24 protein-coding genes and 1 other RNA gene are annotated in these 26,506 nt (G+C 64.8%); 22 read left to right on the plus strand and 3 right to left on the minus strand.

Annotated features, from left to right (window positions below; genetic code table 11):
- Positions 1 to 69 precede the first annotated feature (69 nt).
- Positions 70 to 1,011, minus strand: a complete 942-nt coding sequence (locus tag PO883_RS04425) for a MerR family transcriptional regulator (protein ID WP_289308650.1) — start codon at positions 1,009 to 1,011, stop codon at positions 70 to 72.
- Positions 1,012 to 1,313: 302 nt separating this feature from the next.
- Between PO883_RS04425 and PO883_RS04430 the strand changes: the two genes are divergently transcribed.
- Genes PO883_RS04430 through PO883_RS04470 form a run of 9 tightly spaced genes read left to right on the plus strand, consistent with a single transcriptional unit; the run spans position 1,314 to position 8,494 of the window.
- Positions 1,314 to 2,612, plus strand: coding sequence for an NAD(P)/FAD-dependent oxidoreductase (locus PO883_RS04430; protein WP_289308756.1), 1,299 nt, complete (start codon positions 1,314 to 1,316; stop codon positions 2,610 to 2,612).
- Positions 2,599 to 3,405: a DUF1365 domain-containing protein gene (locus tag PO883_RS04435; RefSeq protein ID WP_289308651.1), complete on the plus strand. Its 807-nt coding sequence runs from the start codon at positions 2,599 to 2,601 to the stop codon at positions 3,403 to 3,405. Before PO883_RS04430 ends, PO883_RS04435 begins: the two co-directional genes overlap by 14 nt.
- Positions 3,402 to 4,634, plus strand: a complete 1,233-nt coding sequence (locus PO883_RS04440) for a cyclopropane-fatty-acyl-phospholipid synthase family protein (RefSeq protein ID WP_289308652.1) — start codon at positions 3,402 to 3,404, stop codon at positions 4,632 to 4,634. The genes PO883_RS04435 and PO883_RS04440 overlap by 4 nt, the downstream gene beginning before the upstream one ends.
- A 1-nt stretch (position 4,635) precedes the next feature.
- Positions 4,636 to 5,172 carry a chalcone isomerase family protein gene (locus PO883_RS04445; RefSeq protein WP_289308653.1) on the plus strand — a complete coding sequence of 179 codons (537 nt, stop codon included), beginning with the start codon at positions 4,636 to 4,638 and terminating at the stop codon, positions 5,170 to 5,172.
- On the plus strand, positions 5,169 to 6,404 hold the full coding sequence (locus PO883_RS04450; RefSeq protein ID WP_289308654.1) for an MFS transporter: 1,236 nt from the start codon (positions 5,169 to 5,171) through the stop codon (positions 6,402 to 6,404). The genes PO883_RS04445 and PO883_RS04450 overlap by 4 nt, the downstream gene beginning before the upstream one ends.
- 16 nt (positions 6,405 to 6,420) lie before the next feature.
- The gene (locus PO883_RS04455; protein WP_289308655.1) at positions 6,421 to 6,969 is read left to right on the plus strand and encodes a DUF3833 domain-containing protein; all 549 of its coding nucleotides are present in this window, start codon (positions 6,421 to 6,423) and stop codon (positions 6,967 to 6,969) included.
- Entirely contained in the window at positions 6,966 to 7,733 is a 768-nt protein-coding gene (locus tag PO883_RS04460; protein WP_289308656.1) for an SDR family NAD(P)-dependent oxidoreductase, read from the plus strand. The genes PO883_RS04455 and PO883_RS04460 overlap by 4 nt, the downstream gene beginning before the upstream one ends.
- Positions 7,730 to 8,164, plus strand: coding sequence for a nuclear transport factor 2 family protein (locus PO883_RS04465; RefSeq protein ID WP_289308657.1), 435 nt, complete (start codon positions 7,730 to 7,732; stop codon positions 8,162 to 8,164). Before PO883_RS04460 ends, PO883_RS04465 begins: the two co-directional genes overlap by 4 nt.
- Positions 8,165 to 8,185: 21 nt before the next feature.
- Positions 8,186 to 8,494 (plus strand): hypothetical protein, encoded by a 309-nt coding sequence (locus tag PO883_RS04470; protein WP_289308658.1) that lies wholly within the window; start codon positions 8,186 to 8,188, stop codon positions 8,492 to 8,494.
- Positions 8,495 to 8,602: 108 nt separating this feature from the next.
- On the opposite strand, the gene PO883_RS04475 is transcribed toward PO883_RS04470, so the two are convergent.
- Positions 8,603 to 10,306: a thiamine pyrophosphate-binding protein gene (locus PO883_RS04475; RefSeq protein WP_289308659.1), complete on the minus strand. Its 1,704-nt coding sequence runs from the start codon at positions 10,304 to 10,306 to the stop codon at positions 8,603 to 8,605.
- Between the two features lie 190 nt (positions 10,307 to 10,496).
- Here PO883_RS04475 and PO883_RS04480 point away from each other — a divergent pair, with 190 nt between their 5' ends.
- A complete protein-coding gene (locus PO883_RS04480) occupies positions 10,497 to 11,297 on the plus strand; it encodes a CNNM domain-containing protein (RefSeq protein WP_289308660.1) in 801 nt (266 codons plus the stop codon).
- On the opposite strand, the gene PO883_RS04485 is transcribed toward PO883_RS04480, so the two are convergent.
- Positions 11,185 to 12,645, minus strand: coding sequence for a polysaccharide lyase family 1 protein (locus tag PO883_RS04485; protein WP_289308661.1), 1,461 nt, complete (start codon positions 12,643 to 12,645; stop codon positions 11,185 to 11,187). The two genes, PO883_RS04480 and PO883_RS04485, sit on opposite strands and share 113 nt — an antisense overlap.
- A gap of 168 nt (positions 12,646 to 12,813) precedes the next feature.
- Between PO883_RS04485 and rnpB the strand changes: the two genes are divergently transcribed.
- The 12 genes from rnpB to murC all read left to right on the plus strand — a co-directional run bounded on the left by rnpB (position 12,814) and on the right by murC (position 26,506).
- An RNA gene (gene rnpB / locus PO883_RS04490) (RNase P RNA component class A) lies at positions 12,814 to 13,166 on the plus strand.
- 537 nt (positions 13,167 to 13,703) lie between these two features.
- Entirely contained in the window at positions 13,704 to 14,132 is a 429-nt protein-coding gene (mraZ, locus tag PO883_RS04495) for a division/cell wall cluster transcriptional repressor MraZ (RefSeq protein WP_289308662.1), read from the plus strand.
- Positions 14,133 to 14,144: 12 nt separating this feature from the next.
- Positions 14,145 to 15,107, plus strand: coding sequence for a 16S rRNA (cytosine(1402)-N(4))-methyltransferase RsmH (gene rsmH / locus PO883_RS04500; protein WP_289308757.1), 963 nt, complete (start codon positions 14,145 to 14,147; stop codon positions 15,105 to 15,107).
- A complete protein-coding gene (ftsL, locus tag PO883_RS04505; protein ID WP_167088340.1) occupies positions 15,104 to 15,376 on the plus strand; it encodes a cell division protein FtsL in 273 nt (90 codons plus the stop codon). The genes rsmH and ftsL overlap by 4 nt, the downstream gene beginning before the upstream one ends.
- On the plus strand, positions 15,373 to 17,157 hold the full coding sequence (locus PO883_RS04510; protein WP_289308663.1) for a penicillin-binding protein 2: 1,785 nt from the start codon (positions 15,373 to 15,375) through the stop codon (positions 17,155 to 17,157). Before ftsL ends, PO883_RS04510 begins: the two co-directional genes overlap by 4 nt.
- A gap of 35 nt (positions 17,158 to 17,192) precedes the next feature.
- The gene (locus tag PO883_RS04515) at positions 17,193 to 18,734 is read left to right on the plus strand and encodes a UDP-N-acetylmuramoyl-L-alanyl-D-glutamate--2,6-diaminopimelate ligase (RefSeq protein ID WP_289308664.1); all 1,542 of its coding nucleotides are present in this window, start codon (positions 17,193 to 17,195) and stop codon (positions 18,732 to 18,734) included.
- On the plus strand, positions 18,734 to 20,119 hold the full coding sequence (gene murF / locus PO883_RS04520; RefSeq protein ID WP_289308665.1) for a UDP-N-acetylmuramoyl-tripeptide--D-alanyl-D-alanine ligase: 1,386 nt from the start codon (positions 18,734 to 18,736) through the stop codon (positions 20,117 to 20,119). The genes PO883_RS04515 and murF overlap by 1 nt, the downstream gene beginning before the upstream one ends.
- Position 20,120: 1 nt before the next feature.
- Positions 20,121 to 21,290 (plus strand): phospho-N-acetylmuramoyl-pentapeptide-transferase, encoded by a 1,170-nt coding sequence (gene mraY, locus PO883_RS04525; RefSeq protein ID WP_289308666.1) that lies wholly within the window; start codon positions 20,121 to 20,123, stop codon positions 21,288 to 21,290.
- Entirely contained in the window at positions 21,290 to 22,813 is a 1,524-nt protein-coding gene (gene murD / locus PO883_RS04530; protein ID WP_289308667.1) for a UDP-N-acetylmuramoyl-L-alanine--D-glutamate ligase, read from the plus strand. Before mraY ends, murD begins: the two co-directional genes overlap by 1 nt.
- A complete protein-coding gene (gene ftsW, locus PO883_RS04535; protein ID WP_289308668.1) occupies positions 22,813 to 24,024 on the plus strand; it encodes a putative lipid II flippase FtsW in 1,212 nt (403 codons plus the stop codon). The genes murD and ftsW overlap by 1 nt, the downstream gene beginning before the upstream one ends.
- Positions 24,021 to 25,118 carry an undecaprenyldiphospho-muramoylpentapeptide beta-N-acetylglucosaminyltransferase gene (gene murG, locus PO883_RS04540; protein ID WP_289308669.1) on the plus strand — a complete coding sequence of 366 codons (1,098 nt, stop codon included), beginning with the start codon at positions 24,021 to 24,023 and terminating at the stop codon, positions 25,116 to 25,118. Before ftsW ends, murG begins: the two co-directional genes overlap by 4 nt.
- Positions 25,115 to 26,506, plus strand: a complete 1,392-nt coding sequence (murC, locus tag PO883_RS04545; protein WP_289308670.1) for a UDP-N-acetylmuramate--L-alanine ligase — start codon at positions 25,115 to 25,117, stop codon at positions 26,504 to 26,506. The genes murG and murC overlap by 4 nt, the downstream gene beginning before the upstream one ends.

Consider the following 26,506-nt stretch of genomic DNA (forward strand, 5'->3'; position numbering starts at 1 on the left):
GAAATCGATGCCGCGTATTTTACCAGAGCAGGGCGGGGTTTCCTGCGCCGGGCTGGCCAGTATGTGGCGCTAAGCGCCAACAGCGCTGTTCCGGGCCCGCCAGCGCGCCAGCGCCACGTCGATGTCGTGCAGGTCGAGCACCCGGTTCGGCCCGAGCTGGCGCCGGGCCAGCGCGGCGCAGCTGCCCCCGGCCCACACCTGCACGCTCTCGCCCAGGCGTTTTTCCAGCTCCATCACATTGTCGACCGCCGCGCGCGGCGACATCACGCTTGAAAACGAGAGCGCCACGATGTCGGCGCGCTGCACCCGCGCCGCTTCGACGATGTCGGCCAGCGGGGTCTGTACGCCGAGCGAGACGCAGTGCGCCCCTTCCAGGGCGAATAGCGCTTCGGCCATCAACAGGCCCAGGCCATGCCGTTCCTGGGGCACGGTGGTGAGCAGGATGCGCGGGGCGGCGTCGATCAGGCCGGTCTGCTGGTTGGCCGAGAAGATTGCGTTGCGCATCACGCTTTGCAGCAGTTCGGCGAACAGGTGTTCTTCGAAAACGGCCAGGCCGCCGGCGGCCCAGGTGTCGCCCACCAGGGTGGTCAGCGGCGCCACCAGTTCCAGCACGAAGCGGCGCAAGCCCAGTTGCAGCAGCGACTGGGCCATTTTCTGGCGCAATTCATGCATCTGGTGCGCCTTGATCATGACCAGGCACTGGCGCAGCAGCGGGTCGTCGGCGTCGGCCGCGATGGTGCCGCTGCCGGACTTGCTGGCCATGCTGCTCAGCTCTTCCGTGTCCAGGTGCATGATCTTGCCGGGCCGGTAACCCATGTCCAGCAAGCGCTTGACCACGCGCAGGCGCGCCACCTGGTCGAGCGGATACAGGCGCTCGCCGTTGGCGTCGCGCTGCGGCTGCGGAAAGTGATAGCGACGTTCCCACACGCGCAACGTTTCCTTGGGGACACCGGTGTCCCGTTCCACGTCGCTGATGCTGCTGAAAACGGCAGTGGTCTGTGCTTGGCTCATTGTCGCATTCATCGTTTGTTCAGGACATCGTCCCGATTGTAAGTCGAAATAGTAAACAAAAAACTACTCTTTGTATCAGCTTGCTTTCGCAGGCCGCCACTGGCGCCACATGATGCCACGCCTCTCGATATTCCTGCTTGGTAATGGATCATGTTTCTTGAGTCCAATTTATTACCCACTACGTATACATCAATGGCAGTTTATTTTGCCATGGACAAACCGTTGACATATTTCATTATTTCAAGGATTATCCGTCAGGTGATTAGTTTGTCCTGGACAAAACAAGGAAGGCGGGTGGGGTGATGAAGATAGCGGTGATTGGAGCGGGAATGTCGGGTTTGTCGTGCGCATACCGGCTTGTCCATGGCGGAGCGGACGTGATCCTGTATGAAGCGGGTGCTTACTTCGGTGGCCACAGCAACACGGTGGACGTCACCCTCGATGGCATCACGCATGGCGTGGACACCGGTTTTTTGGTGTTCAACGAGCGTACCTATCCGAACCTGATCGCCCTGTTCGCCGAGCTGGGCGTGGACACGGCGCCCAGCGACATGTCGTTTTCGGTCAAGCTGCCGCTCGGGCAGGAGCCCGGCGCGCGCATGCTGGAATGGGCTGGCAGCAACCTCGACACCGTGTTCTCCCAGCGCGGCAACCTGCTGCGGCCGCGCTTTCTGGGCATGCTGCGCGACATCCTGCGCTTCAACCGGCACGCCACCAGCCTGGCCGTGGCCCAGCGCATGCCGGCCATGTCGCTGGGCGACTTCCTCGACCAGCATGGCTACAGCGCCCAGTTCCGCTCCTGGTACCTGCTGCCGATGGCGGCCAGCATCTGGTCCTGCCCATCGGACCAGATGCTGGCCTTCCCGGTAGCGACTTTTATTCGCTTCTGCCACAACCATGGCTTGCTGCAGGTGAGCGACCGGCCCCAGTGGCGCACCGTGCGCGGCGGCTCGCGCAACTATGTGGAAAAACTGCTGGCCGCGATTCCCCAGCGCCGCCTGGCCTCCCCGGTCACCGGTGTGACGCGCAACCCGGCCGGTGGCGCGCGCTCGGTGCGCGTCGATACCGCCAGTGAAAGCGAGCAGTTCGACCATGTCGTCATGGCTTGCCACAGCGACCAGTCGCTGGCGCTATTGCACGACGCGCGCGCGGACGAGCGCTCGGTACTGGCGGCGGTGCGCTACCAGCCCAACCGCGCCGTGCTGCATACGGACGCCAGCTGCCTGCCGCGCAGCCGCAAGGCCTGGTCGGCCTGGAATTACCAGAGCACGGCGTCGGCCACGCCGCAGGTGTGCGTGCACTATCTGCTCAACCAGCTGCAGCCGCTGCCCTTCATGACGCCGGTGATCGTCTCGCTCAACCCGATCGATGAGCCGAACCGTGCCCGCGTGCTGGCGTCGTTCGACTACGCGCACCCGGTGTTCGACGATGCCGCGGTGGCCGCGCAAGCGCGCCTGGCCGGCTTCCAGGGCCACCAGAACACCTGGTTCGCGGGCGCCTGGACAGGTTACGGCTTCCATGAAGATGGCCTCAAGTCGGGCCTCGCCGCCGCCGCCGCGCTGACGGGCCTGATGCAGGGCACGCAGCATGCGGCGGCCTGACCCCGCCATCGATGCGCGCGCGCAGCTGTGCTTCGGCCAGGTGCGCCACACGCGCCTGCGCCCGGTGGCCAATGCGTTCGCCTACGCCACCTATTACGTGCGCCTGCCGCTGCGGGCGATGGGCGCGCAGGGCTTCGGCTGCGCCCTGTTTTCGCGCAACCGCTTCAATCTGCTCTCGTTTTCCGATGCCGACCATGGCGATGGCAAGGTCGCGCTGGTCGAGTGGATCGACACGCTGCTGCGCCAGGAAGGCATTCTCGACGCCGATGGCGAGGTGTGGCTGCAAACCATGCCGCGCGTGCTCGGCTTCGTGTTCAATCCTGTCACGTTCTGGTTTTGCCACCGGCGCGACGGCGCCCTGCGCGCGCTGGTGTGCGACGTGCGCAATACCTTCGGCGAGCGCCACTATTATTTGCTCGACACCGGCGCCGACATCGCCAACGGCCAGGAACTGCATGCGCGCAAGGTGTTCCACGTGTCGCCGTTCTGCCAGGTGCAGGGCGGCTACCGCTTCCGCTTCACCCATGTGCGGCGCTTGAAGGATGGCCAGCCGCAGGACCGCACCCTGGCCTGCATCGACTACGACGATGCCGACGGCGCGCTGCTGCAAACGAGCCTGTCCGGCCGCGCCGCGCCGATCACCGCAAGCAGCGCGGCGCGCGCCTTTTTCGGTTTTCCGCTGATGACGGCCGGCGTGGTGGTGCGCATTCATATCCAGGCGCTGCGCCTCTGGCTGCGGCGCGTCCCGTTCTTTTCCAAACCGACTCCACCCCAACATAAGGTAACCCGATGAGCTCCCAATCCCTGCCATCGCTTGCGCCGTCCGCGCCCGGCCCGCGCGCCGCCACGCCGGCGCCATCGTCCGCCAAGCTCATTCTCAAGCTGCTCGAGAACCTGAAACATGGCGCCCTGACCCTGATCACGCCGGACGGCGCGCAGCGCCACTTCGGCGACGAGTCGGTGCCCGTGATCCTGGAGCTGAACAACTGGCACTGCTTTTCCGCCGCCGCGCGTTCGGGCGACATCGGCTTTGCCGAGGCCTACATCGATGGCGACTGGCAGACCAACAACCTGACCGGCCTGATCGCCCTGCTGGCGCGCAACCGCAACGCCATCGACACGCTGGTCTACGGCAGCTGGTGGGGCAGCCTGGCCTACCGCATCAAGCATCTCCTGAACCGCAACAGCAAGGCCGGCAGCCGCAAGAACATCCACGCCCACTACGACATCGGCAACGCCTTCTATCGATTGTGGCTCGATCCATCGATGACGTATTCGAGCGCCCTGTATACGCAGGCCAGTGGGCGCGACCTGCAACAGGCGCAACAAGCCAAGTACCTGCGCATCCTGCACCAGCTGGAAGTCGCGCCCGGCCAGAAGGTGCTGGAAATCGGCTGCGGCTGGGGCGGATTCGCCGAACTGGCTGCGCGCGACGGCCAGGTGCACGTGACCGGACTGACCTTGTCGGAGCAGCAGCTGGCCTACGCCAAGACGCGCCTGGAAAACGCCGGCCTGGGTGGGAAAACCGACCTGCGCCTGTGCGACTACCGCGACAGCGCCGGCCAGTACGATGCGATCGCCTCGATCGAAATGTTCGAGGCGGTCGGCGAAAGCTACTGGCCCGGCTATTTCGAGTGCATCGCGCGCAACCTCAAACCGGGCGGGCGCGCCTGCATCCAGACCATCGTGATCGCCGACGAACTGTTCGAGCGCTATCGCAAGGGCACGGACTTCATCCAGCAATTCATTTTCCCGGGCGGGATGCTGCCATCGCCCTCCGTATTCGAGCGCATGGCGTTTGAACATGGCCTCACGGTGACCGGCCGGCACCGTTTCGGCATCGATTACGCCGACACCCTGGTCGAATGGCGCAAGGCGTTCCACGCGCGCCTGGACGAGGTGCGCGCACAGGGCTTCGACCAACGCTTCATCCGCACCTGGGAGTTTTACCTGTGCTACTGCGAGGCCGCGTTCCGCGAAAAGAACACCGACGTCATGCACTTCACCCTGACGAAAGCCTGAGATGCGCCGCCGCATATTCTTGTCCGCCCTTGCACTGTGCTCGATGCTGGCCTGCGGGACGGCCGGCGCCGCGCCGGCCCACATCGAAGAAAACCTGCCGCAGGCGCGCCTGGCGGGCAAGGGCACCTACTCCTGGTTCGGGCTGACGATTTATGAAGCCGAACTGTGGGTAAGCGAGAAAGGCTATCGCGCCGACCTGCCGTTCGTGCTCGACCTGCGCTACGCGCGCAAGCTCGATGGCGTCAAGATCGCCGAGGCCAGCGCCGGGCAGATGGAAAAGATCGGCGCCGGCAGCGCGGCCCAGCGCGCCCAGTGGCTGGCCAAAATGAAAGCCATCTTCCCCGATGTGAAAGAGGGCACCCATATCAGCGGCGTGTTCGTGCCCGGCGGCGGCGCCCGCTTTTACGTCGATGGCAAGGCGCTGGCGTCGCTGCCCGACCAGGAATTCGCACGCGCGTTTTTTGGCATCTGGCTCGATCCGGCCACCAGTGCGCGCTCGCTGCGTAGCGCGCTGCTCAAAGACGCCGCCGCGCGATGAGCCGCCTGTCGCTACCGATGCTGCTGTCGTACGGCTTGTTCGGCCTGCCGCTGGCGATGGTCGCGCTGCCGATCTATGTTTACCTGCCCCAGTTTTACTCCGGACGCGCCGGGCTGTCGCTGGCGCTGATCGGCGCCGTCCTGCTCGCCGCGCGCGTGGCCGCCGCTTTCATCGACCCGCTGCTCGGCTGGTGGATCGAACGCGGGCAGGGCGCGTACGCGCGCTATGTGGCGCTGTCGCTGCCGCTGCTGCTGGCCGGCTTCGTGGCGCTGTTCCACCCGCCGCTGCTGGGCAGCCTGGCGACGATGGGCTGGTTTCTCGGCGCGCTGATGCTGGTCTACGTCGGTTTCAGCATCGCCACCATTGCCCACCAGAGCTGGGGCGCGGCATTGACCCAGGCCCCGGCCGAGCGCGCGCGCGTCACCGGCGTGCGTGAAGCCTGCGGCCTGGTGGGCGTGGTGCTGGCGGCGGCGGTGACCGGCAAGGCCGGCTACGACGCCCTGAGCGTGGCATTCGCCATCGCCCTGGCGTTGGGCGGCGCGCTGCTGCTGGCCAGGGCGGCAAGGCCGGCCATCGGCAAGGCATCCGCCGCGCGGCCCGACTGGCGCGCCATGACGGCGCCATTTCGCGAAGCGCCGTTTCGCGCCCTGTTCGCGGTCTTGATCGTGAACGGCGTCGCATCGGCGATTCCGGCCACGCTGTTCCTGTTTTTCGCGGCCGACCGGCTGCAACTGGGTGACATGGCCGGCCTGTTCCTGATTCTGTACTTTGGCGCGGCGGCAGCCTCGATGCCGTTGTGGATAGCCGCCGCCGCCCGTTTCGGCGAGGCGCGCGCCTGGGCCGCCGGCATGCTGCTGGCGGCCGCCGTTTTCGTCTGGGCCTTCGGGCTGGGCGCGGGCGCGAGCATCGCCTTTGGCGTGATCTGCCTGTTGTCCGGACTGGCGCTGGGCGCCGACCTGGCCTTGCCGCCGGCGCTGCTGGCCGGCGTGATCGGCGCGGCCGGGCATGCCGGCGGGCGCGAAGCGGCTTACTTCGGCGTGTGGAACTGGGGCGTGCAAATGACGCTGGCGCTGGCCGCCGGCATCGCCCTGCCGCTGCTGGCGTGGCTCGGCTACGTGCCCGGCGCCGGGGGCGGTAGCAGCGCGCTGGCGGCGGCTTACGCGCTTCTGCCGTGCGCACTCAAATTGCTGGCCGCCGCCATGTTGTGGCGCGCGCCCCTGCGTCACTGTTAACTACAAGGATTGAACCATGAAACTCTCCACCATCCGCGCGGCCGCTTTCCTGGCGCTGGCTTTGGCCACAGCCGGCTGCAGCACGCCCACGCCCGAGACGTACGCGAAACAGGCGCCGGGTCTCGACATCACGCAGTATTTCAACGGCACGCTGGACGCGCACGGCATGTTCCAGGACCGCTCCGGTGAAGTCATCAAGCGCTTCGTGGTGGTGATGCGCTGCCAGTGGCATGGCGACACGGGCGTGCTCGATGAAGACTTCGTGTACTCGGACGGCACGCGCCAAAAGCGCGTCTGGAGGTTGACCAAGACCGGGCCGGGACGCTTCAGCGCCACCGCGGCGGATGTCGTCGGCACTGCCCAGGGCACGGTGTCGGGCAATGCGCTGCGCTGGCAGTATGTGCTGGCGCTGCCGGTCGACGGCAAGGTCATCAACATGGACATGGATGACTGGATGTTCCTGATCGACGACAAGGTCATGCTGAACCGCACGGCGATGAGCAAGTTCGGCGTGAACCTGGGCAGCGTGACGCTCTCGTTCACCAAGCGCGCGGCGCCGCAATGAATCCGCGCATCGACGAGTGGCGCGGGCGGCGCGTGTGGATGATCGGCGCCTCGACCGGCATCGGGGAGGCGGCCGCGCACCTGCTGCTCGACCTGGGCGCGCGGGTGGCGTTTTCCGCGCGCAGCGCCGACAGGCTGGAACAGACGGTGGCCGGCGAGCCGCACGCGCTGGCGCTGCCGCTCGATGTACTCGACCACGCCAGCGTGGACGCGGCCCGCCAGCGCATCGTGGCGGCGTGGGGCGGCATCGACCTGGTGCTGATCGTGGCCGGTGGCTACAACGACATGCGCGCCGATGCGATCGACCTGGCGGCGGCCAACCGGATGATCGACCTCAATCTGCGCGGTGCCTTCAACTGCCTCGACGTGGCGCTGCCGCTGCTGATCAAGCAGGGCGCCGGCGGGATCGGCATCGTGGCGTCGGTGGCCGGTTACGGCGGACTGCCCAAGGCGCTGGCGTACGGGCCGACCAAGGCGGCGCTGATCAACCTTTCCGAGTCGCTGTACCTCGATTTGCGTCCGCGCGGGATCGCCGTGTACCAGATCAATCCGGGTTTCGTCGATACGCCGCTGACGGCCGGGAACGACTTCAAGATGCCGGCCCTGATGAGCGCCGCCGATGCCGCGTATGCGATGGTGCAGGGGATCGAGCGCGGCGCCTTCCATATCCACTTCCCCAAGCGCTTCACCAACAGCATGCGGCTGGCGCGGCTGCTGCCGTATCGCCTGTATTTCTGGCTGATTCACAAGGTGACGGGATTATGAACCGGGCGCCCGAACTGGCACGGCTGGTGCGCTTTTACGAGAATATCGAGCGCGCCTCGGTGCGCGCGCAGCTGATGCAGATTTACGCGCCCGATGCGCAGTTCAAGGACCCGTTCAACGAGGTGTGCGGGATTGAACCGATTATCGGCATTTTCGTGCACATGTTTGCACAGGTCGGGCAGCCGCGCTTCGTGGTGACGTCGACCGTGCTGCAGGGTGACGATGCCTTCCTGACATGGGAATTTCTATTCCGGATGAAGCGCTTTTCCAGGGCGCCGCAGTGCATCCGCGGCGCCACCCGGATACGCTTCGACGCGGGCGGGGCAGTCATGATCCATCGCGATTACTGGGACGCCGCCGAGGAGTTATATGAAAAGCTTCCATTGCTGGGAAGTGTCATGCGCTGGCTCAAACGTATGGCAAACAATTAGGCTGTATGGATGGGCACACATATGCATCAATCCGGCGCAAGAATCGCTATGCTTTTATCGGAAAAGGGTATAAATTATTACAAAACTATGACAGGAGGCAGTGTGAAAAGCCCAGACAATTTCAGCTTGTTGATTTCGCCGGAGACGATTCATGTGGCGGGATCGATGTGGATACGCAACGTCATCGGATTGGCGTTCATTGCCACGGTGGCTTGTTTCTTCACGGCGCCAGTGACCGAAGCGCCAAACGCCTACGACCGGCCGCTGCCTATGCCAGCCGAGCTTGGTCTTGAACTGCTGCCGCAAGCGCAGCTGGTCAGTCCGCAGTAAGGCATTCTGGCCCTCATTGTCAAAAAGGAGCGCATGGCCTGTTTGGCATGCGCTCCTTCTGGTGCTCGGCACCGATACCACCGGTATCAGTGCTGATAGAGCTGCCTGTTACTTGGCGGCCTTTGCCGCCTCCGCTGTCTTCCTGATGGTTTCCAGCGTCGCATTCGGCGTAATCAAATTCCCGTCATAGCGCAGTTCGATCACCGCCGGCAGTGAGTTTTCACGCGTGTGCGCCAGTGCGCGTGCCAGCGCCGGGCCGAATTCCGCCGTCGCATTGACCACCTCGCCATGCGCGCCATAGGCCTCGGCCAGTTCCGCAAAGTCCGGGTTATGCAAGCTGGTGCCCGAGACGCGGCCCGGATAATCGCGCTCCTGGTGCATGCGGATGGTGCCGAACATACCGTTATTAAAGACGATAATAATCACGCCGGCCTTGTATTGCACCGCCGTGGCCAGCTCCTGGCCGTTCATCATGAATTCGCCATCGCCGGCAAAGGTCACCACTGTACGTGTCGGATCGACAATCTTTGCCGCGATTCCGGACGGAACGCTGTAACCCATCGCGCCATTCGTCGGCGCCAGCTGGGTACGCATGCCGCCATAGCGGTAAAAGCGGTGCGCCCACGATGCGTAATTACCGGCGCCATTCGTGATGATGGTATCGCGCGGCACTTGCGCCATCAATTCCTGCACCACTTGCCACAGGTCGAGCGGGGCCTGGCCATCCTTGAAAATCGGCGGCTGTTCCTGGTAGGCGGCCAGCTCGGCTTTCGCCTCGGCCACCGTACCGCGCCAGGCGGACGAGTCCACCGGCTCCATCGCGGCCAGCATGGCGCAGGCTTGCGCGGCGCCGCTGTTGATCATCAGGTCGGCCTGGTAGACGCTGCCCAGTTCCTCGGCATCGGCATGGAAATGCACCAGGCGCTGGGCCGGCACCGGGGAAGCGAGCAGGGTGTAGCCGCCGGTGGTCATTTCGCCCAGGCGCGGGCCGATGGCGATCACCAGGTCGGCGTTTTTCACGCGCGCCGCCAGTTTCGGGTTGATCCCGATGCCAACGTCACCTATATAGTTGGGGTGGGCGTTGTCGAGCAAGTCCTGGAAGCGGAAGGTGCAGCCGACCGGCAGCGCGTTGGCTTCGGCGAAACGTTGCAGGTCGGCGCAAGCCTGGGCGTTCCAGCTGGCGCCGCCGAGCAGCACGAGCGGTTTTTTAGCGCTGGCAAGCATCTCGCGCAGGGTGGCGATCTGGGCGCCCGAGGGCGATGCCTGCACCGGCTGGTAGCGGCGCGTGTCGGCCACCGAGGCGAGGTCGATCAGCATGTCTTCCGGCAGCGCCAGCACCACCGGACCGGGACGGCCGCTGGTGGCGACCTGGAAGGCGCGCGCGATGTATTCGGGAATGCGGTCGGCACGGTCGATCTGGGTGACCCACTTGGCCATCTGGCCGTACATGCGGCGGTAGTCGATTTCCTGGAACGCTTCGCGGTCGATGAAATCGTTGCCGACCTGGCCGATGAACAGGATCATCGGGGTCGAATCCTGATAGGCCGTGTGCACGCCGATCGAGGCATTGGTGGCGCCCGGGCCGCGCGTGACGAAGCAGATGCCGGGCTTGCCGGTCAGCTTGCCGTAGGCTTCGGCCATGAAGGCCGCACCGCCTTCCTGGCGGTTGATGATGAAGCGGATGTCGGAATCGTGCAGGGCGTCGAGCACGTCGAGGTAGCTTTCGCCGGGAACCCCGAAGGCGGTGTCGACGCCGTGAATATTGAGCGCATCGACCAGGATCTGGCCGCCACTGCGGGAAGGGTGCGTCATGTCGTCTCTGCCTTGATGGTTGAGTATGCGCCATTCTATGCGAGCCGATTCTTGCAAGCTTTTGAAATTACGACATTAAATATCAGAATTACTATCCCGGGCGAAGGGCGCGCGACATTGGCCTGCCTCAAACTGCGGCGATATGGCAGGGCTAACGTGGGTAGATTCTCCATTCTTCCAGCTGGCTGCCATGGATTTGCTGATCATCCTCGTTCTGATCCTGCTCAATGGCGTGTTCGCCATGTCCGAGCTGGCGCTGGAGTCGTCCAAACGGGTGCGGCTCGAAAAAATGGCCGCCGAGGGCCGTGGCGGCGCGCGCGCGGCCATGCGGCCGGCCGATGACCCGGGCGCCTTCCTCTCCACGGTCCAGGTCGGCATTACCGTCATTTCGACCTTCAATGGCGCCTTCGGCGAAGCGTCGCTGACCGCACGCCTGGCGCCGCAACTGGCTGCGGTGCCGGTACTGGCGCCCCATGCGCGCCAGGTGGCGCTGGCGCCGGTGGTGGCCGGCATTACCCTGGTTTCCATGCTGCAGGGTGAGTTGGTGCCCAAGCGCATCGCAATCCAGTATCCGGAATGCGTGGCTTCGCTCATCGCGCCGCCGCTGCAGGCGCTGTCGCGCGCGATGGCGCCATTCGTGCGCCTGCGCGAAGTGCTCGGGATCGGACAGGCGCTGCCCGGCGAAGCGAGCGGGGCATATCAAACCCTGGCTGGTTTTGTTCTGGAGCAACTTGGGCGTGTGCCCGCCGCGTCCGACCGCTTTGTGTGGGAACGCTATCGTTTCGAGGTGGTGGATATGGACCGCCACCGGATCGAGCGGGTGCTGGTGGCGGAGCTGGGGGAGGCCGGCGGCGGCGTCGATGGCTTGCTGGCCGGTCTTAGCGGACCACGAGCTTGCCGGCGCCGGCGTTGCGCAGTACCGATTCGCGCACTGTCGACGCATCGATCACGGCCGGGGTGTACGGCAGGGTCCAGCCGATCGCGCTGCTGAACTTGCAGCTGCCGCCGCCCATGCCCAGTGCCGCGCCGTTCAGCAGGGAACCGCTGTCGATGATGGCGCCGGTTTTGCCGGAGGAACCCGAGGACTCGACCACATTGCCGCATTCCTTGGCGCCGATGACGTCGAAGGCATTGTGCTGCGAGACGATCTTGGCCTTGTAGCCCACGCCGATGCTGTAGTGGTGCGGGTACAGTTTGGCGTCGCGGTCGCCCTGGTAGTAATTGTTGTACACGTGGACCTTACCGAAACGCACGCGCGGCGAACGCCCGCTGATGTCCATGTAATGATTGCCATGGAAGGTCACGCTCAGATGGCCATCGTCGGACGTGGTGTCGTCGGACGAGCCGACCAGGGTGTTTTTCTCGTGCAACTTGAACACATTGTTCGACACGGTCACATAGTCGGCGCCATTCTTGATGTCGAGCGCGCCATCGTGGCATTGCTTGAGTTTGCCGTTCTCTTTCGGGAACTGGTCGTCGGTGCGCGGCGCGTCGGTGAAGGTGTTGTGGTCGATCCAGACGTGGGTCGACTTGTCGACGTTCAGGCCGTCATAACGCGAGTTCCAGTTGCCGGTGCTGGTATCTTTCGGATCCCACACTGGCGCGATGTCGCATGGGTTGGCGATGGTCAGGTTGCGCACGATCACATTGTCCACGCCTTTGATCATGATGCGGCCGTTGACGATGCCCGCATTCGGGCCCGCGCCGATCAGGGTGGTATTCGATGGCAGCGAAATCAGGCTGCGCACGCCCTGCTCGGCGACACTCTTGAGCGGGCCGTCGGCCGCCATGTCGATGGTGCCGTAGATCTTGATCTGCATCGGCCGGCCGCCCCCGGTCTTGAGCGCGGACAGCAGTTGCGATGCCGAGCTGACCAGGAAGACATCCTTCTGGAGCGCCGCCGCGCCGCCGCGGGTGCCGGTGCTGTAACTGGCCCAGCCGGTTGCCGGAGCTGCCTGCGTCACCGGATCGCTAGCGGCTGGCGGGGTGGTCGGTGGGGTGGTTGGCGGTGTCGTCGGCGGCGTGGTCGGTGGCGTCGTTGGCGGCGTGGTCGGCGGCGTGGTGCCGCCATCGAGCGGACCTAGCGCGCATTTCTTGTCGACACCCGGATAAGGATCGCTGCCGAACGTGGCGGTGGTGCAGGCAACTTTGCCGCTGAGCGACTTGAGCACCCATTTGTTCTTGATGCCGTACGATACCTGGCGCTTGCTGGTGCCGTCGTCACAGGTGCCGCCCTGGGCGGCGCATGTCGAGAAGCTCTCCGGCCAGTCCGAGGCGTGGGCGGCGGTGCTGGCGAACAGGGTGGTGCTGATCAGTGCGGCAAGAGGCAACAGTGTCATTAAGTTTCCTTTTTGTAAATTGTCGATATTTTAATAGTACGTATGTATATTGGGTAACTTTGCCGCGATCACATTTTTTGCGCGATTGATACCGAAATTGGTATCAGTGGCGCGATGACAAGCGGAAACTTTTGTCCGGAGGGCTGGGGCGCGGTACAATGGCAGGGTGAAGCAGGCCAGACAGTCGCTGGCTGGCGCGTAATGCGTCGGCGGGAGGAAGGTCCGGACTCCATAGAGCAGGGTGACGGTTAATGGCCGTCCGCTGAAAGCCGACCGGCGCAAGCCGGGGAGTATAAGGCGAGGAATAGGGCCACAGAGACGAGCGTATTAAGTTACGGTGAAACGCGGTAACCTCCACCTGGAGCAATCCCAAATAGGCACGCGTTGAGGCGGCTCGCGGAGCGTGCGGGTAGGGAGCTTGAGCGCCGGAGTAATTCGGCGCCTAGAGGAATGGCTGTCATAGCGAATGCCTGCAAGGGTAGTCGCCGTAACAAAATCCGGCCTATCGGCCTGCTTCACATTGAATATTCGGCGCGCAAGGCGCCGATGCACTGCCGCTCCGCCTCTCCGGCGGCGCGGCATGCCGCTGTCATTTCCCCCGCATGTGTGCCTGTTTCGGCTACCCCGGGGCGCGTTTTCGCACAGCGGCGAACCCGATTTGCTCAGCACCGCCACCCCTTGATCCAGCCCACTACCACACTCCACCGCGCGCGCCGGACAATTTACTCATCCGTTGCGTAAAAGTAAGCAGATGTAATTATTTTAAGCTTTGTTGTGTCTCGCAAACCCATGTGTATAGATGAGGTTGAACATTCACTGTCTTGTCTAAGTCTCTAATTTTTCGACATATTTTACTTTGAAGATCCTTCAAGGTAATGCGCTAAGTCCTTGACTTCATTAACAAAATTCCCTTTTAGCACGATTGAAAGCGCTTGACCGTCCAGATGGCTTCATCTAAAGTGGGCAACTGTGTGAAAAAGTGTAGTTTTGTGGGAGAGAAATGATGCTCCTGGCGCCAAAACACCGACTTCATAATAACTTTTCCAAGTAGGTAACTCGTGTTTCAAGGCGCGTCCGCAATCAATCTCGATGCGAAAGGCAGGATGTCCATTCCCGCCAAGCATCGCGACGCACTCGCAGTCCAGTGCGAAGGCCGCCTTACGCTTACCCGCCACCCGCACGGGTGCCTGCTGTTTTTTCCGCGTCCGGTGTGGGAATCGCACCGCGAGCAAATTGCCGCCTGGCCGATGTCGGCCCGCGCGTGGCAGCGCATTTTCCTCGGCAACGCATGCGATGTCGAGCTCGATTCCGCCGGCCGTATCCTGATTTCCCCCGAGCTGCGCAGCGCCGTCGGCCTGACCCGCGAGGTCATGCTGCTGGGCATGGGCAGCCATTTCGAGATCTGGGATGCCGCCAAACTGGCCGAGGACGAGCAAGCCGCCGTCGCCGCTGGCATGCCCGATGTTTTATCTAATTTTTCTTTCTAAGGCGCACCGATGATGAATGTGGTGGCGGTGCCGGAATTTCAGCACCGGACGGTGTTGCTGGACGAAGCGGTCGATGCGCTCGATCTGACGGGTGCGCGTGCCGATGGCACGTATATAGACGGGACCTTCGGTCGCGGCGGACACAGTCGCCTGATCCTGTCGCGCCTGGGTCCGAACGGGCGCCTGTTCGCCTTCGACAAGGATTTGCAGGCGATCGCCACGGCGGGCCAGATCGACGACCCGCGTTTCGAGATCGTGCACGACAGTTTCGCCACCATGCAGCAGGCGCTGGCCGCGCGCGGCGTGGCGCGGGTCGATGGCATCCTGCTCGACCTGGGCATTTCCTCGCCCCAGGTGGACGACGCCGCGCGCGGTTTCAGCTTCCGCAACGACGGTCCGCTCGACATGCGCATGGACACCACGCGCGGCGTTTCCGCCGCCGAGTGGCTGGCCAGCGAGACTGAACAACAATTGGAAAGGGTCATTCGCGATTATGGGGAAGAACGGTTTGCTTTTCAGATTGCAAAGGCGATTGTTGCTCGCCGGGCAGTCGAACCAATTTCAAGCACACGACAGCTTGCCGGCATCGTGGCAAACGCGGTCAAAACCCGGGAGAAGGGCAAGGATCCGGCCACCCGGACCTTTCAGGCTATCCGGATTTTCATCAATAAAGAGCTTGAAGACCTTGAAACAGGCTTGAGCGCGGCCTACGCCATGCTCGCGCCCGGCGCACGCATGGCCGTGATCAGCTTCCATTCGCTGGAAGACCGCATGGTCAAGCAGTTCCTGGCCAGCAAGGTCAAGGTCGAGCAGCCCGACCGCCGCCTGCCGATCCGCGCGGTCGACCTGCCGCAGCCGCTGATGAAGCTGATCAGCAAGATGAAGCCGTCCGACCTGGAAATCGACGGCAATCCGCGCTCCCGCTCGGCCGTGATGCGGGTGGCCGAACGCCTGCCCGCCCGGAGTGCGGCGTGAACGGCAAGATCAACATCGTGCTCGCCGCGCTGCTGGTCGGCTGCGCGCTGTCGCTGGTGAATGCCCAGTTCCAGGCGCGCAACCTGTTCATCGAACTGGGCAAGCTCGAACAGCAGGCGCGCCAGCTCGACATCGACTGGTCGCAATTGCAGCTGGACCAGTCGACCCTGGGTACCAACGCGCGCATCGAACAGATCGCGCGCGACAAGCTCGACATGACGCCGCTGACCCCGGCGCGTACGCAGTACCTGACGGAAGGGGAGCAATGAAACGCGGTGGCAATGGTGCGGCGGGCGCGCGCGTAGCGGCCTCGAAAGGCGTATCGTTCTCGAAAAGCCCGGTCCTGGCGGTGAGCCTGCCGACCTGGCGTTCGCGCGTCGTGCTGTTCGTGCTGTTCGCCTCCTTTGTTGCGCTGGCCGGGCGCGCCATGTGGCTGCAAACCGTCACCGAAGACGTTCTCATTAGCTATGGCAAGCAGCGCTACGAGCGCACCATCGAACTGCCCGCCACGCGCGGGCGCATCCTCGACCGCAACGGCCAGGTGCTGGCGTCGTCGGTGCCGGTCAAGGCGGTATGGGCCATTCCCGAAGACGTGCTGGCCTCGCCGCCGGAAAAGCTGCGCGCCCTGGCCGCGCTGCTCAAGATGAGCGACGCCGAGCTGCGCAAGAAACTCGATTCCGACCGCACCTTCGTCTACCTCAAGCGCCAGGTGGAAATGCCGGTGATCGAGCAGATCGCCAAACTGGACATCAAGGGCCTGGACACGCGCAAGGAATACAAGCGCTTCTACCCGCAGGGCGAAATCGCGACCCACCTGGTCGGGTTCACCAACGTCGAAGACGCCGGCCAGGAAAGCATGGAACTGGCGCAGCAAAAGACCCTGGTCGGCACCACCGGCAGCCGCCGCGTGATCAAGGACCGCTTGGGCCAGATCGTCGAAGACGTGGGCCTGTCGAAAGAGCCGCACGACGGCCGCGACCTGACCCTGTCGGTCGACAGCAAGCTGCAGTACATCGCCTTTACGCAGGTGAAGGAAGCCGTGGCCAAGTTCAAGGCCAAGGCTGGCGCCGCCGTGGTGCTGGACGTGAAAACCGGCGAAGTGCTGGCGCTGGCCAACTGGCCGACGTACGACCCGAACGACCGCAAGGGCCTGACCGGCGCGCAGCTGCGCAACCGCGTCATCACCGACACCTTCGAGCCGGGATCGACCCTCAAGCCGTTTACCGTGGCGCTGGCGCTTGACACCGGGCGCGTCACGCCCAACACCCGCATCGATACCGGCGCCGGACGCCTGGTGATCAACGGCGCGCCGATTTCCGACACCAAGCCGCACGGCGTGATCTCGGTCGCCGAAATCATCGAGATGTCGTCCAACATCGGCACCTCCAAGATTGCGCTCTCCATGCCGGCGCGCGAAATGTGGGAGATGTTTACCGAAGTCGGTTTCGGCCAGCAGCCCAAGTTCGGTTTCCCGGGCGCGGTGGCGGGGCGCGTGCGTCCGTACAAATCGTGGCGTCCGGTCGAACAGGCCACCATGAGCTACGGGAACGGCATCTCGGTCTCGCTGCTGCAGCTGGCGCGCGGCTACATGATGTTTGCACGCGATGGCGACACCATTCCGCTGTCGTTCCAGAAGGTGACCGAGCTGCCGGTGGGGCGCCAGATCATCAAGCCGAAAACCGCGCGCGACATGCGCGAGATGCTCGAACGCGCGGTCTCGGGCCAGCACGGTACCGCCAAGCAGGCGCAGATCGCCGGCTACCGCGTGGGCGGCAAGACCGGCACCGCCTACAAGGTCGAAAACGGCAAGTACGCCATGCCGCGCAAGTACATCGGCAGTTTCGTGGGCATGGTGCCGATGTCGAATCCGCGCTTCATCATCGCCGTCATGATCGACGAACCGACCGCGCTCGGCCACTTCGGCGGCATTGTGGCGGCGCCCACCTTCGCCGCGCTGGCCGCCAACGCGCTGCGCGCGCTTAACATTCCGCCCGATTCGGACGTGACTGAAATCGTCGCGCCGTACGACGGCTCCGGGGAGGTCATGTAATGCGTCATGTAATGCGTCATGTAATGCGTCATGTAATGCCGTCTTTGAATCCACAGGAAATCTGCGCCTGGATCGCCCAGGCGGCGCCCGGCGCGAAGCTGGTGTCCGACTCGCGCCGCGTCAAGCCGGGCGATGTGTTCTTCGCCTATCCGGGCGACGCCGCCGACGGCCGTGCCTACATCGCCCAGGCCATCGCCCAGGGCGCCGCCGCCGTGGTGTACGACGCGCGCGATTTCGCCTGGCTTGATGCCTGGAGCCTGCCGCACCTGGCCGTGCCCGACCTGAAAGCGCACGCCGGCCCGATCGCGCACGCCTGCCACCGCATGCCCGATAGCGCCATGTTCACCGTCGGCGTGACCGGCACCAACGGCAAGACCTCGTGCGCGGTCTGGCTCGGCCAGGCCTTTGCGCGCCTGGGCCAGACGGCCGCCGTCATCGGCACCCTGGGCGTGGGCCTGTTCAACGGCCGCGGCGAGGTCGAGTACGACGTCACCGGCTACACCACCCCGGACGCCGTGCTGCTGGCCGAAAAACTCGCCGCCGTGCGCGATGCGGGCGCCACTGCGCTGGCGATTGAGGTAAGCTCCATCGGGCTCGGGCAAGGCCGTACCCTGGGCATGCATTTTGACGTTGCGCTGTTTACCAACCTGACGCGCGACCACCTCGATTATCACGGCACCATGGAATGCTACGAAGCGGCGAAGGCCAAGCTGTTCGCGTGGCCAGGATTGAAAACAGCAGTGCTTAACCTCGACGACCCGGCCGGACAACGCCTGGTCAACCACTTGATTTCCCAGACCGGCGGCGCACCATCGGTGACCGGCTACACCCTGCGCGACGCGGCCTCCCAGCCCGACATCGCCGGCGTGACCATGCTGCGCGCCTCGCAGTTCCGCAGCCGTCATGCGGGCACCGAATTCCATCTCGAGTCGCCGCTCGGCAGCGCCCAGGTCAAGACACGTTTGGTCGGCCACTTCAATATCAGCAACGCGCTGGCGGTACTGGGCGCGCTGCTGGCCAAGGGCGTGGCCCTGCGCAGCGCGCTCGACGCGCTGGAAGCGCTGACCCCGGCCCCGGGCCGCATGCAGCAGATTGGCGGCCAGGACGCGCCGATGGTGGTGATCGATTACGCCCACACGCCGGACGCGCTGGAGCAGACCCTGGGCGCGCTGCGCCAGGTCGCGCGCGAACGCGGCGGCCAGCTGTGGTGCGTGTTCGGCTGCGGCGGTGACCGCGATCCGGGCAAACGCCCGCAGATGGGCGCCATCGCGCAGATCGCCGAACACGTGCTGGTCACCAGCGACAATCCGCGCAGCGAAGAGCCGGCCGCCATCATCGCCCAGATCGTCGCCGGCATGGATGCGGCCCATCCGACCTCGCGCTTCCAGGCGATCGAAGACCGCGCCGCCGCGATCCTGTCGGCCATCAAGCATGCGGCCAAGCCGGACGTGATCCTGCTGGCCGGTAAAGGCCACGAGCCATACCAGGAAATCAAGGGCCGCAAGATGCCGTTTTCCGATGCCGACCACGCCGCGCTGGCGCTGGCCGCGCGCGTGACCATGATGAGGACTAACTGATGCACGGCACGCTCGCACAACTGGTCGCAGCTATTTCCCACGCGCGCATGACCGCCGACGCTTCCTTTGACAGCGTCTCGACCGACAGCCGCAGCGCCGGCGCCGGCGCGCTGTTCGTCGCCCTGCGCGGCGAGACCTTCGACGCCCACGATTTCCTGGCGCAGGTGGCCGCCAGCGGCGCCGCCGCCGTGGTGGTGGAAAGCCTGCCGCACGGCTGGACCTTGCCGGCCATCGTGGTGCCCGACACGCTGGTGGCCCTGGGCCGCATCGCGCATCACTGGCGCACGCAGTTCGACCTTCCCGTGATCGGCGTCACCGGCAGCAACGGCAAGACCACGGTCAAGGAAATGATCGCCGCGATCCTGGCGGCCGGCCTGTCCGATGACACGCGCCTGGCCACGCGCGGCAACCTGAATAACGAAATCGGCGTGCCGCTCACGCTGATGCGCCTGAGCGCGGCGCACAAGGCGGCCGTGATCGAACTCGGGATGAACCACCCGGGCGAAATCGCGCGCCTGAGCGCCATCGCCGCACCGACCATCGGCCTGGTCAACAACGCCCAGCGCGAGCACCAGGAATTCATGCACACGGTCGAAGCGGTCGCGCGCGAAAACGGCGCCGTGCTGGCCGGCCTGGCGCACGACGGCGTGGCCGTGTTCCCTGGCGACGACGAATACACGCCGCTGTGGCAGGGCATTGCCGCCGGCCGCCGCACGATCACGTTCGGCCTCGACGCCGCATCGAACGTGAGCTGCGTGCACCGCGCCGCCGATTTCGGCAGCGAACTCGATGTCACCATTCGCATCGACGGCGCGCCGCTGCGCATGTTCGTCGTCAGGCTGGCCGCGGCTGGCCTGCACAATGTACGCAACGCGCTCGCCGCGATCGCCTGCACCGTGGCCGCCGGCGTGGCGCCGGATATCGTGGCGCGCGGCCTGGCCGCCTTCGAGCCGGTCAGCGGGCGCCTGCAGCGCAAGCAGGCTGCCGGCGGCGCCACCGTCATCGACGACACCTACAACGCCAATCCGGATTCGGTGCGCGCCGCCATCGACGTGCTGGCGCAGGCGCATGCGCCGCGCATCCTGGTACTGGGCGACATGGGCGAAGTAGGCACGCAAGGGCGCGAGTTTCACGAAGAAATCGGTGCCTACGCGGCCGCGCGCGGTATCGACACGGTGCTCGTCACCGGCGAACTGACGCGCCACATGGCCGCGTCGGGCGCACAGCACTACACGCAGTTCGACGAATTATTGGCAGCACTCGATACGCAATTGGGCAGCAAATCTGACGCGACTGTACTGGTGAAGGGCTCGCGTTTCATGAAAATGGAACGGGTCGTCGCTCATCTGGTCGGATCACATAACACAAGTAAGGAAGCCCACTAACATGCTGCTCTGGCTCGCACAAATGTTCCAGGACGAACTCGGTCCTCTGCGAATCTTCAACTTCATCACTTTCCGCGCGGTGTTCGCCACCATCACGGCGGTGCTGATCGGCCTCGTGGCCGGTCCCGCCGTGATCCGCAAACTCACCTCGCTCAAGGTCGGCCAGGCCGTGCGCCAGGACGGTCCGCAGACGCACCTGAAAAAACACGGCACCCCGACCATGGGCGGTGTGCTGATCCTGATCGCCATCGGGGTCTCGACCCTGCTGTGGTGCGACCTGTCGAACCGCCTGGTGTGGCCGGTGCTGATCGTGACCCTCGGCTTTGGCGCCGTCGGCTGGGCTGACGACTACCGCAAGGTGGTGTACCAGGACCCGGAAGGCATGCGCTCGGGCGAAAAATACTTCTGGATGTCCCTGATCGGCATCGCCGCTTCGCTGTACCTGGCGTTCTCGGTGTCGGCGCCGACTCCGGGCAAGGTCTGGGAGCTGTTCTATGCGTGGGTGCAGTCGGGCTTTTCGCTCGACCTGCCGCCCAAGGCCGACCTGATCGTGCCGTTCGTGAAAACCGTCAGCTATCCGCTCGGCGTGTGGGGTTTCATCGCGCTGACCTACTGCGTCATCGTCGGCACCAGCAATGCGGTCAACTTCACCGACGGCCTCGATGGCCTGGCGATCATGCCGACCGTGATGGTCGGCTCGGCCCTGGGCCTGTTCGCCTATTTGACCGGCAGTGCCACTTACTCGAAATACCTGTTCATCCCGCACATCCCGGGTGCCGGCGAACTGCTGATCTTCTGCGGCGCGATGGCCGGCGCCGGCCTGGCCTTCCTCTGGTATAACGCGCATCCGGCCCAGATGTTCATGGGCGACGTCGGCGCGCTGGCGCTGGGCGGCGCGCTCGGGACGATTGCCGTCATCGTGCGCCAGGAGATCGTCCTGTTCATCATGGGCGGCGTGTTCGTGGCCGAAACGGTCTCGGTGATCATCCAGGTCAGCTGGTTCAAGTACACCAAGAAGCGCTACGGCACCGGACGCCGCGTATTCCTGATGGCGCCCTTGCACCACCATTTCGAACAAAAAGGCTGGAAAGAGACCCAGGTCGTCGTGCGTTTCTGGATAATCACGATGATGCTGGTGCTGGTCGGCCTGTCTACCCTGAAACTGCGCTGATGAACCACCTCGAACAATACGCCGGCAAGCACGCCCTGGTCCTCGGGCTGGGCGAATCCGGCCTGGCGATGGCGCAGTGGCTGGCGCGCTGCGGCGCACGCGTGCGCGTGGCCGATACGCGCGAAGCGCCGCAACGCCTGCAAGCGCTGCGCGACGCCCTGCCGGGCGCCGAATTCATCGGCGGCGAGCTGAATGAAGCGCTGCTCGACACCATCGACTTCGTCGCCGTCAGCCCGGGCCTGGCGCCCGCGCGCGAACTGGCCGCCATCGTGCCGGCCGCCGAGACGCGCGCCATTCCGGTCTGGGGCGAAATCGAACTGTTCGCCCAGGGCCTGGCCGCGCTCAGGGACGAACGCGCCTATGCGCCGAAAGTCATCGCCATTACCGGCACCAACGGCAAGACCACCGTCACCAGCCTGACCGGTTTGCTGTGCCAGCGCGCCGGCCTGTCGACCCGCGTGGCCGGCAATATCAGCCCGGCGGCGCTCGACGTACTGCGCGAGGTGCTGGACCAGGACGCGGGCGCAGGCGAGGCCCTGCCGCAAGCCTGGATCCTGGAGCTGTCCAGCTTCCAGCTGCATTCGACCTTCAGCCTGCGCGCCGATGCCGCCACGGTATTGAACATCACCCAGGACCACCTGGACTGGCACGGCGACATGGACGCTTACGGCTTTGATAAGGCCCGCATCTTCGGGCTATCGACGGTACGCGTGCTCAATCGCGACGACCCGCTCGTCGCGCGCATGGCCGCACCGGGCGCCGAGGTGCGCACCTTCGGCACGGGCGAGCCGAAGGAAGCCGACAGCTTCGGCCTGCACAACGAACGCGGGGTGCTGTGGCTGACCGTGGCCGTGGCCGGCGAAGAGAGCGAGAAGAAACGCAAGAAAAATGAACCTGCGGAAGTCGTTCCGTGCACGATCAGCCGCCTGATGCCGGCCGACGCGCTGCGTATCCGCGGCCTGCACAACGCCACCAACGCGCTGGCCGCGCTGGCCCTGTGCCGCGCCATCGGCCTGCCGTTCGCGCCGCTGCTGCACGGCCTGCGCGACTACCAGGGCGAACCGCACCGGGTCGAACTGGTGGCCGCCATCGATGCCATCGATTACTACGACGACAGCAAGGGCACCAACGTGGGCGCCACCGTGGCTGCGCTGACTGGCCTGGGCAAGGCCTTCGGCGGCGAAGCGCAGAAAATCGTGCTCATCGCCGGCGGCGACGGCAAGGGCCAGGAGTTCGAACCGCTGGCCGAACCGTGCTCGCGCTACGTGCGCGCGGTGCTGCTGATCGGGCGCGACGCGCCGCTGCTGCGCGCCGCCATCGAGCCGTCCGGGGTCGAGTTGATCGATTGCGCGACCCTGCCTGAAGCGGTGCGGCGCGCATCCGCGCTGGCGCAGGCCGGCGATTGCGTACTGCTCTCGCCGGCCTGCGCCAGCTTCGACATGTTCACCGGCTATGGCCACCGCGCCCAGGTGTTCGTTGACGCCGTGCGCGAACTGGCGCTGGAAAAAGGACAGGATCTCTGATGGCCTTCCAGTTTCCATTCTCGTTCGCCGGGTCGGCTTCGGACGCTTTGTCCGGGGACCGCACACGCCCGTCGAAAATGATGGAATACGACCAGCTGCTGGTCTGGGTCACCGTGCTGCTGATGCTGTTCGGGATGGTGATGGTGTACTCGGCCTCGATCGCGCTGCCCGATTCGCCCAAGTACGCAAACTACAAAACGACCTACTTCCTGCAACGCCAGGCGATCTTCATCATGGTCTCGATGCTGGCCGGGTACTTCGTATTCCGTATCCGGATCGCGCTCTGGCAGCGCTACGCGTCCGTCATGTTCGTCGGCAGCCTGGCGCTGCTGGTGCTGGTGCTGGTGCCGCACGTGGGTTTCTCGGTCAACGGCGCGCAGCGCTGGCTGGACCTGAAACTGTTCAAGCTGCAGCCGTCCGAAGTGATGAAGATCGCGGCCGTGCTGTACGCCGCCGATTACACGGTGCGCAAGCAGGAATACATGCACAAGCTGACCAAGGGCTTCCTGCCGATGGCCGGCGCGATCGGCATGGTGGGCCTGCTGCTGCTGCTCGAACCCGACCTGGGCGCGTTCGGCGTGATCGTCTGCATCGCCATGGGCATCCTGTTCCTGGGCGGGATCAACGCGGTCTGGTTCGGCGGCATCGGCGCACTGCTGGTGACCATTTTCGGCGCCATCATCTTCTTTTCCCCATTCCGGCGCGCGCGCATTTTCGCCTACCTGGACCCCTGGAAGGAAGGCAATGCGCTCGACAAGGCCTACCAGCTGACCCACTCGCTGATCGCCTTTGGGCGCGGCGAATGGTTCGGCGTGGGGCTGGGCGCCAGCGTCGAGAAACTGCACTACCTGCCCGAAGCGCATACCGATTTCCTGATGGCCGTCATCGGCGAGGAACTCGGCCTGGCCGGCGTGCTGGTCGTCATCGCCATGTTCTACTGGCTGGTCAAGCGCGCCTTCGATATCGGACGCCAGGCCATCGCCATCGACCAGATCTTCGCCGGCCTGGCCGCCAAAGGCATCGGCATCTGGATCGGAGCGCAGACCTTCATCAATATGGGCGTGAACCTGGGCATCCTGCCGACCAAGGGATTGACCCTGCCGTTGATGAGCTATGGCGGCTCGGGCGTCTTGATTAACTGCGTCGGACTGGCGATTTTGCTGCGTATCGATTATGAAAACCGTGTGTTGATGAGGGGTGGACGGCCATGAAGCGCTTGATGATCATGGCGGCCGGCACCGGCGGGCATATATTCCCGGGGATCGCGATCGCCCAGACCATGCGCCAGCGCGGCTGGGACGTGAGCTGGCTCGGAACCTCGCACGGCATGGAGCAGGACCTCGTGCCCAAGAGCGGCATCGCGATCGACAGCATCGATTTTTCGGGCATGCGCGGCAAGGGCCTGAAGCACAGCGTGACGGGTGCGTTCAAGATGGCGGCCAGTTTCGTGGCTTGCCGCCGTTTCATCAAGCAGCGCAAGCCCGACGTGGTGCTCGGCATGGGCGGCTACGTGTGCGTCCCGGGCGGCATGATGGCGCGCTTTGCCGGCGTGCCGCTGGCGCTGGTCAATGCCGACGCGGCGCTGCTGTTGTCCAACAAGACGCTCGCGCCGCTGGCCAGCAAAGTGATGTTCGGCTTTCCCGCCGATTTCGGCAGCGCCGCCGCCAAGGCCATCGTCACCGGCAACCCGGTGCGCAAGGAAATCCTGGCCATGACGGCGCCGCCGCAGCGCTTCGCCGGCCGCAGCGGCGCGCTGCGCATCCTGGTGGTCGGCGGCAGCCTGGGCGCCAAGGTATTGAACGACAGCGTGCCAGCCGCGCTGGCGCTGCTGCCGGAAGAACAGCGCCCGCACGTGACACACCAGTCGGGCAAGAAGAATATCGATGCGCTGCGCGAATCGTACGCCAAGGCCGGCGTGACGGCCGACGTGGTCGACTTCATCGACGACATGGCCGGCGCCTACGCAGCCGCCGACGTGGTGATCTGCCGCGCCGGCGCGATCACGGTGTCGGAACTGACGGCGGCGGGGGTGGCCAGCGTGCTGGTGCCGTTCGTGGCCAGCACCACCAGCCACCAGCGCGACAATGCGCAGTGGATGGACAAACAGAAGGCGGCAATCCATTTGCCGCAAACGGAATTGAGCGCGCAGCGCGTGGCGCAGCTGCTGCAAGGCCTTAGCCGCGACGCCTGCCGCACCATGGCGACCGCCGCGCTGGCGGTCGGCAAACGCAACGCCAATGAAGCAATCGCGGATGTACTCGAACAACTGGCAGGATCGACAGACAGAATTGAAACAAGAACATGAAACATAAAATCAAGAACATTCACTTCGTCGGCATCGGCGGCAGCGGCATGAGCGGCATCGCCGAAGTGCTGCTGAACCTTGGCTACAGCGTGTCCGGCTCGGACCTGGGCAGCAATGCGGCCAGCCAGCGCCTGGCCAGCCTGGGCGCGCAGGTCATGCTCGGCCACGCCGCCGACAATATCCTCGGCGCCGACGCCGTGGTCACCTCGACCGCCGTCAAGGACGACAATCCGGAAGTGGTGGCGGCGCGTGCAGCGCAGATTCCCATTGTGCCGCGCGCGATTATGCTCGGTGAATTGATGCGCTTGAAGCGCGGTATCGCCATCGCCGGCACCCACGGCAAGACCACCACCACCAGCCTGGTGGCCTCGGTGCTGGCCCAGGGCGGGCTCGATCCGACCTTTGTCATCGGTGGCCGCCTCAATAGCGCCGGCGCCAACGCCAAGCTGGGAACCGGCGAATATATCGTGGCCGAAGCCGACGAATCGGACGCCTCGTTCCTGAACCTGACGCCGATGATCGAAGTGATCACCAATATCGACGCCGATCACATGGAAACCTACGAGCACGATTTCGAAAAGCTCAAGCAGGCCTTCGTGCACTTTACGCACCGCCTGCCGTTCTATGGCCGCGTGATGCTGTGCATCGACGACCAGCATGTGCGCGACATCATTCCGTTCGTGACCAAGCCGATCACCACCTACGGCTTTTCCGAAGCGGCCCAGGTGCGCGCGGTCAATGCCAGCGCCATCGGCCTGCAGATGCATTTCACGGTGGTCCAGGAAGGCTATCCGGATACACAGTTCATCCTCAACCAGCCCGGCATGCATAATGTGCAGAATGCCTGTTCGGCGATTGCCATCGCGCGCGAAATCGGCATCGACGACAGTGCGACCCAGCAGGGCCTGGCGGAGTTCCATGGCGTGGGCCGGCGCTTCACGCGCTACGGCGACATCAGTATCCCGGGCGGCGGCAGTTTCGCGCTGGTGGACGATTTCGGCCACCATCCGGTCGAGACGGAAGTGACGCTGGCCGCCGCGCGTGGCGCCTACCCGGGCCGCCGCATCGTGCTGGCGTTCCAGCCGCACCGCTATTCGCGCACGCGCGACCTGTTCGAGGACTTCGTCAAGGTGCTCGGCACGCCCGACGTGCTGCTGCTGTCCGAGGTGTATGCCGCCGGTGAAGCGCACGTGGTGGCCGCCGATGGCCGCGCGCTGGCGCATGCGCTGCGCGTGGGCGGCAAGATCGAGCCGATTTTTGTCGAGGCGATCGCCGACATGCCGGCCGCCGTCATGAATGTGGTGCGCGACGGCGACGTTGTCATCACCATGGGTGCCGGCTCGATCAGCGGCGTTCCGAATAAACTGATTACCCCTGTGGAGGCTTGA

This window comes from Massilia sp. DJPM01 (genome assembly GCF_030348125.1).
In the GTDB taxonomy this organism is placed as follows: Bacteria; Pseudomonadota; Gammaproteobacteria; order Burkholderiales; family Burkholderiaceae_D; genus Telluria_A; species Telluria_A frigida.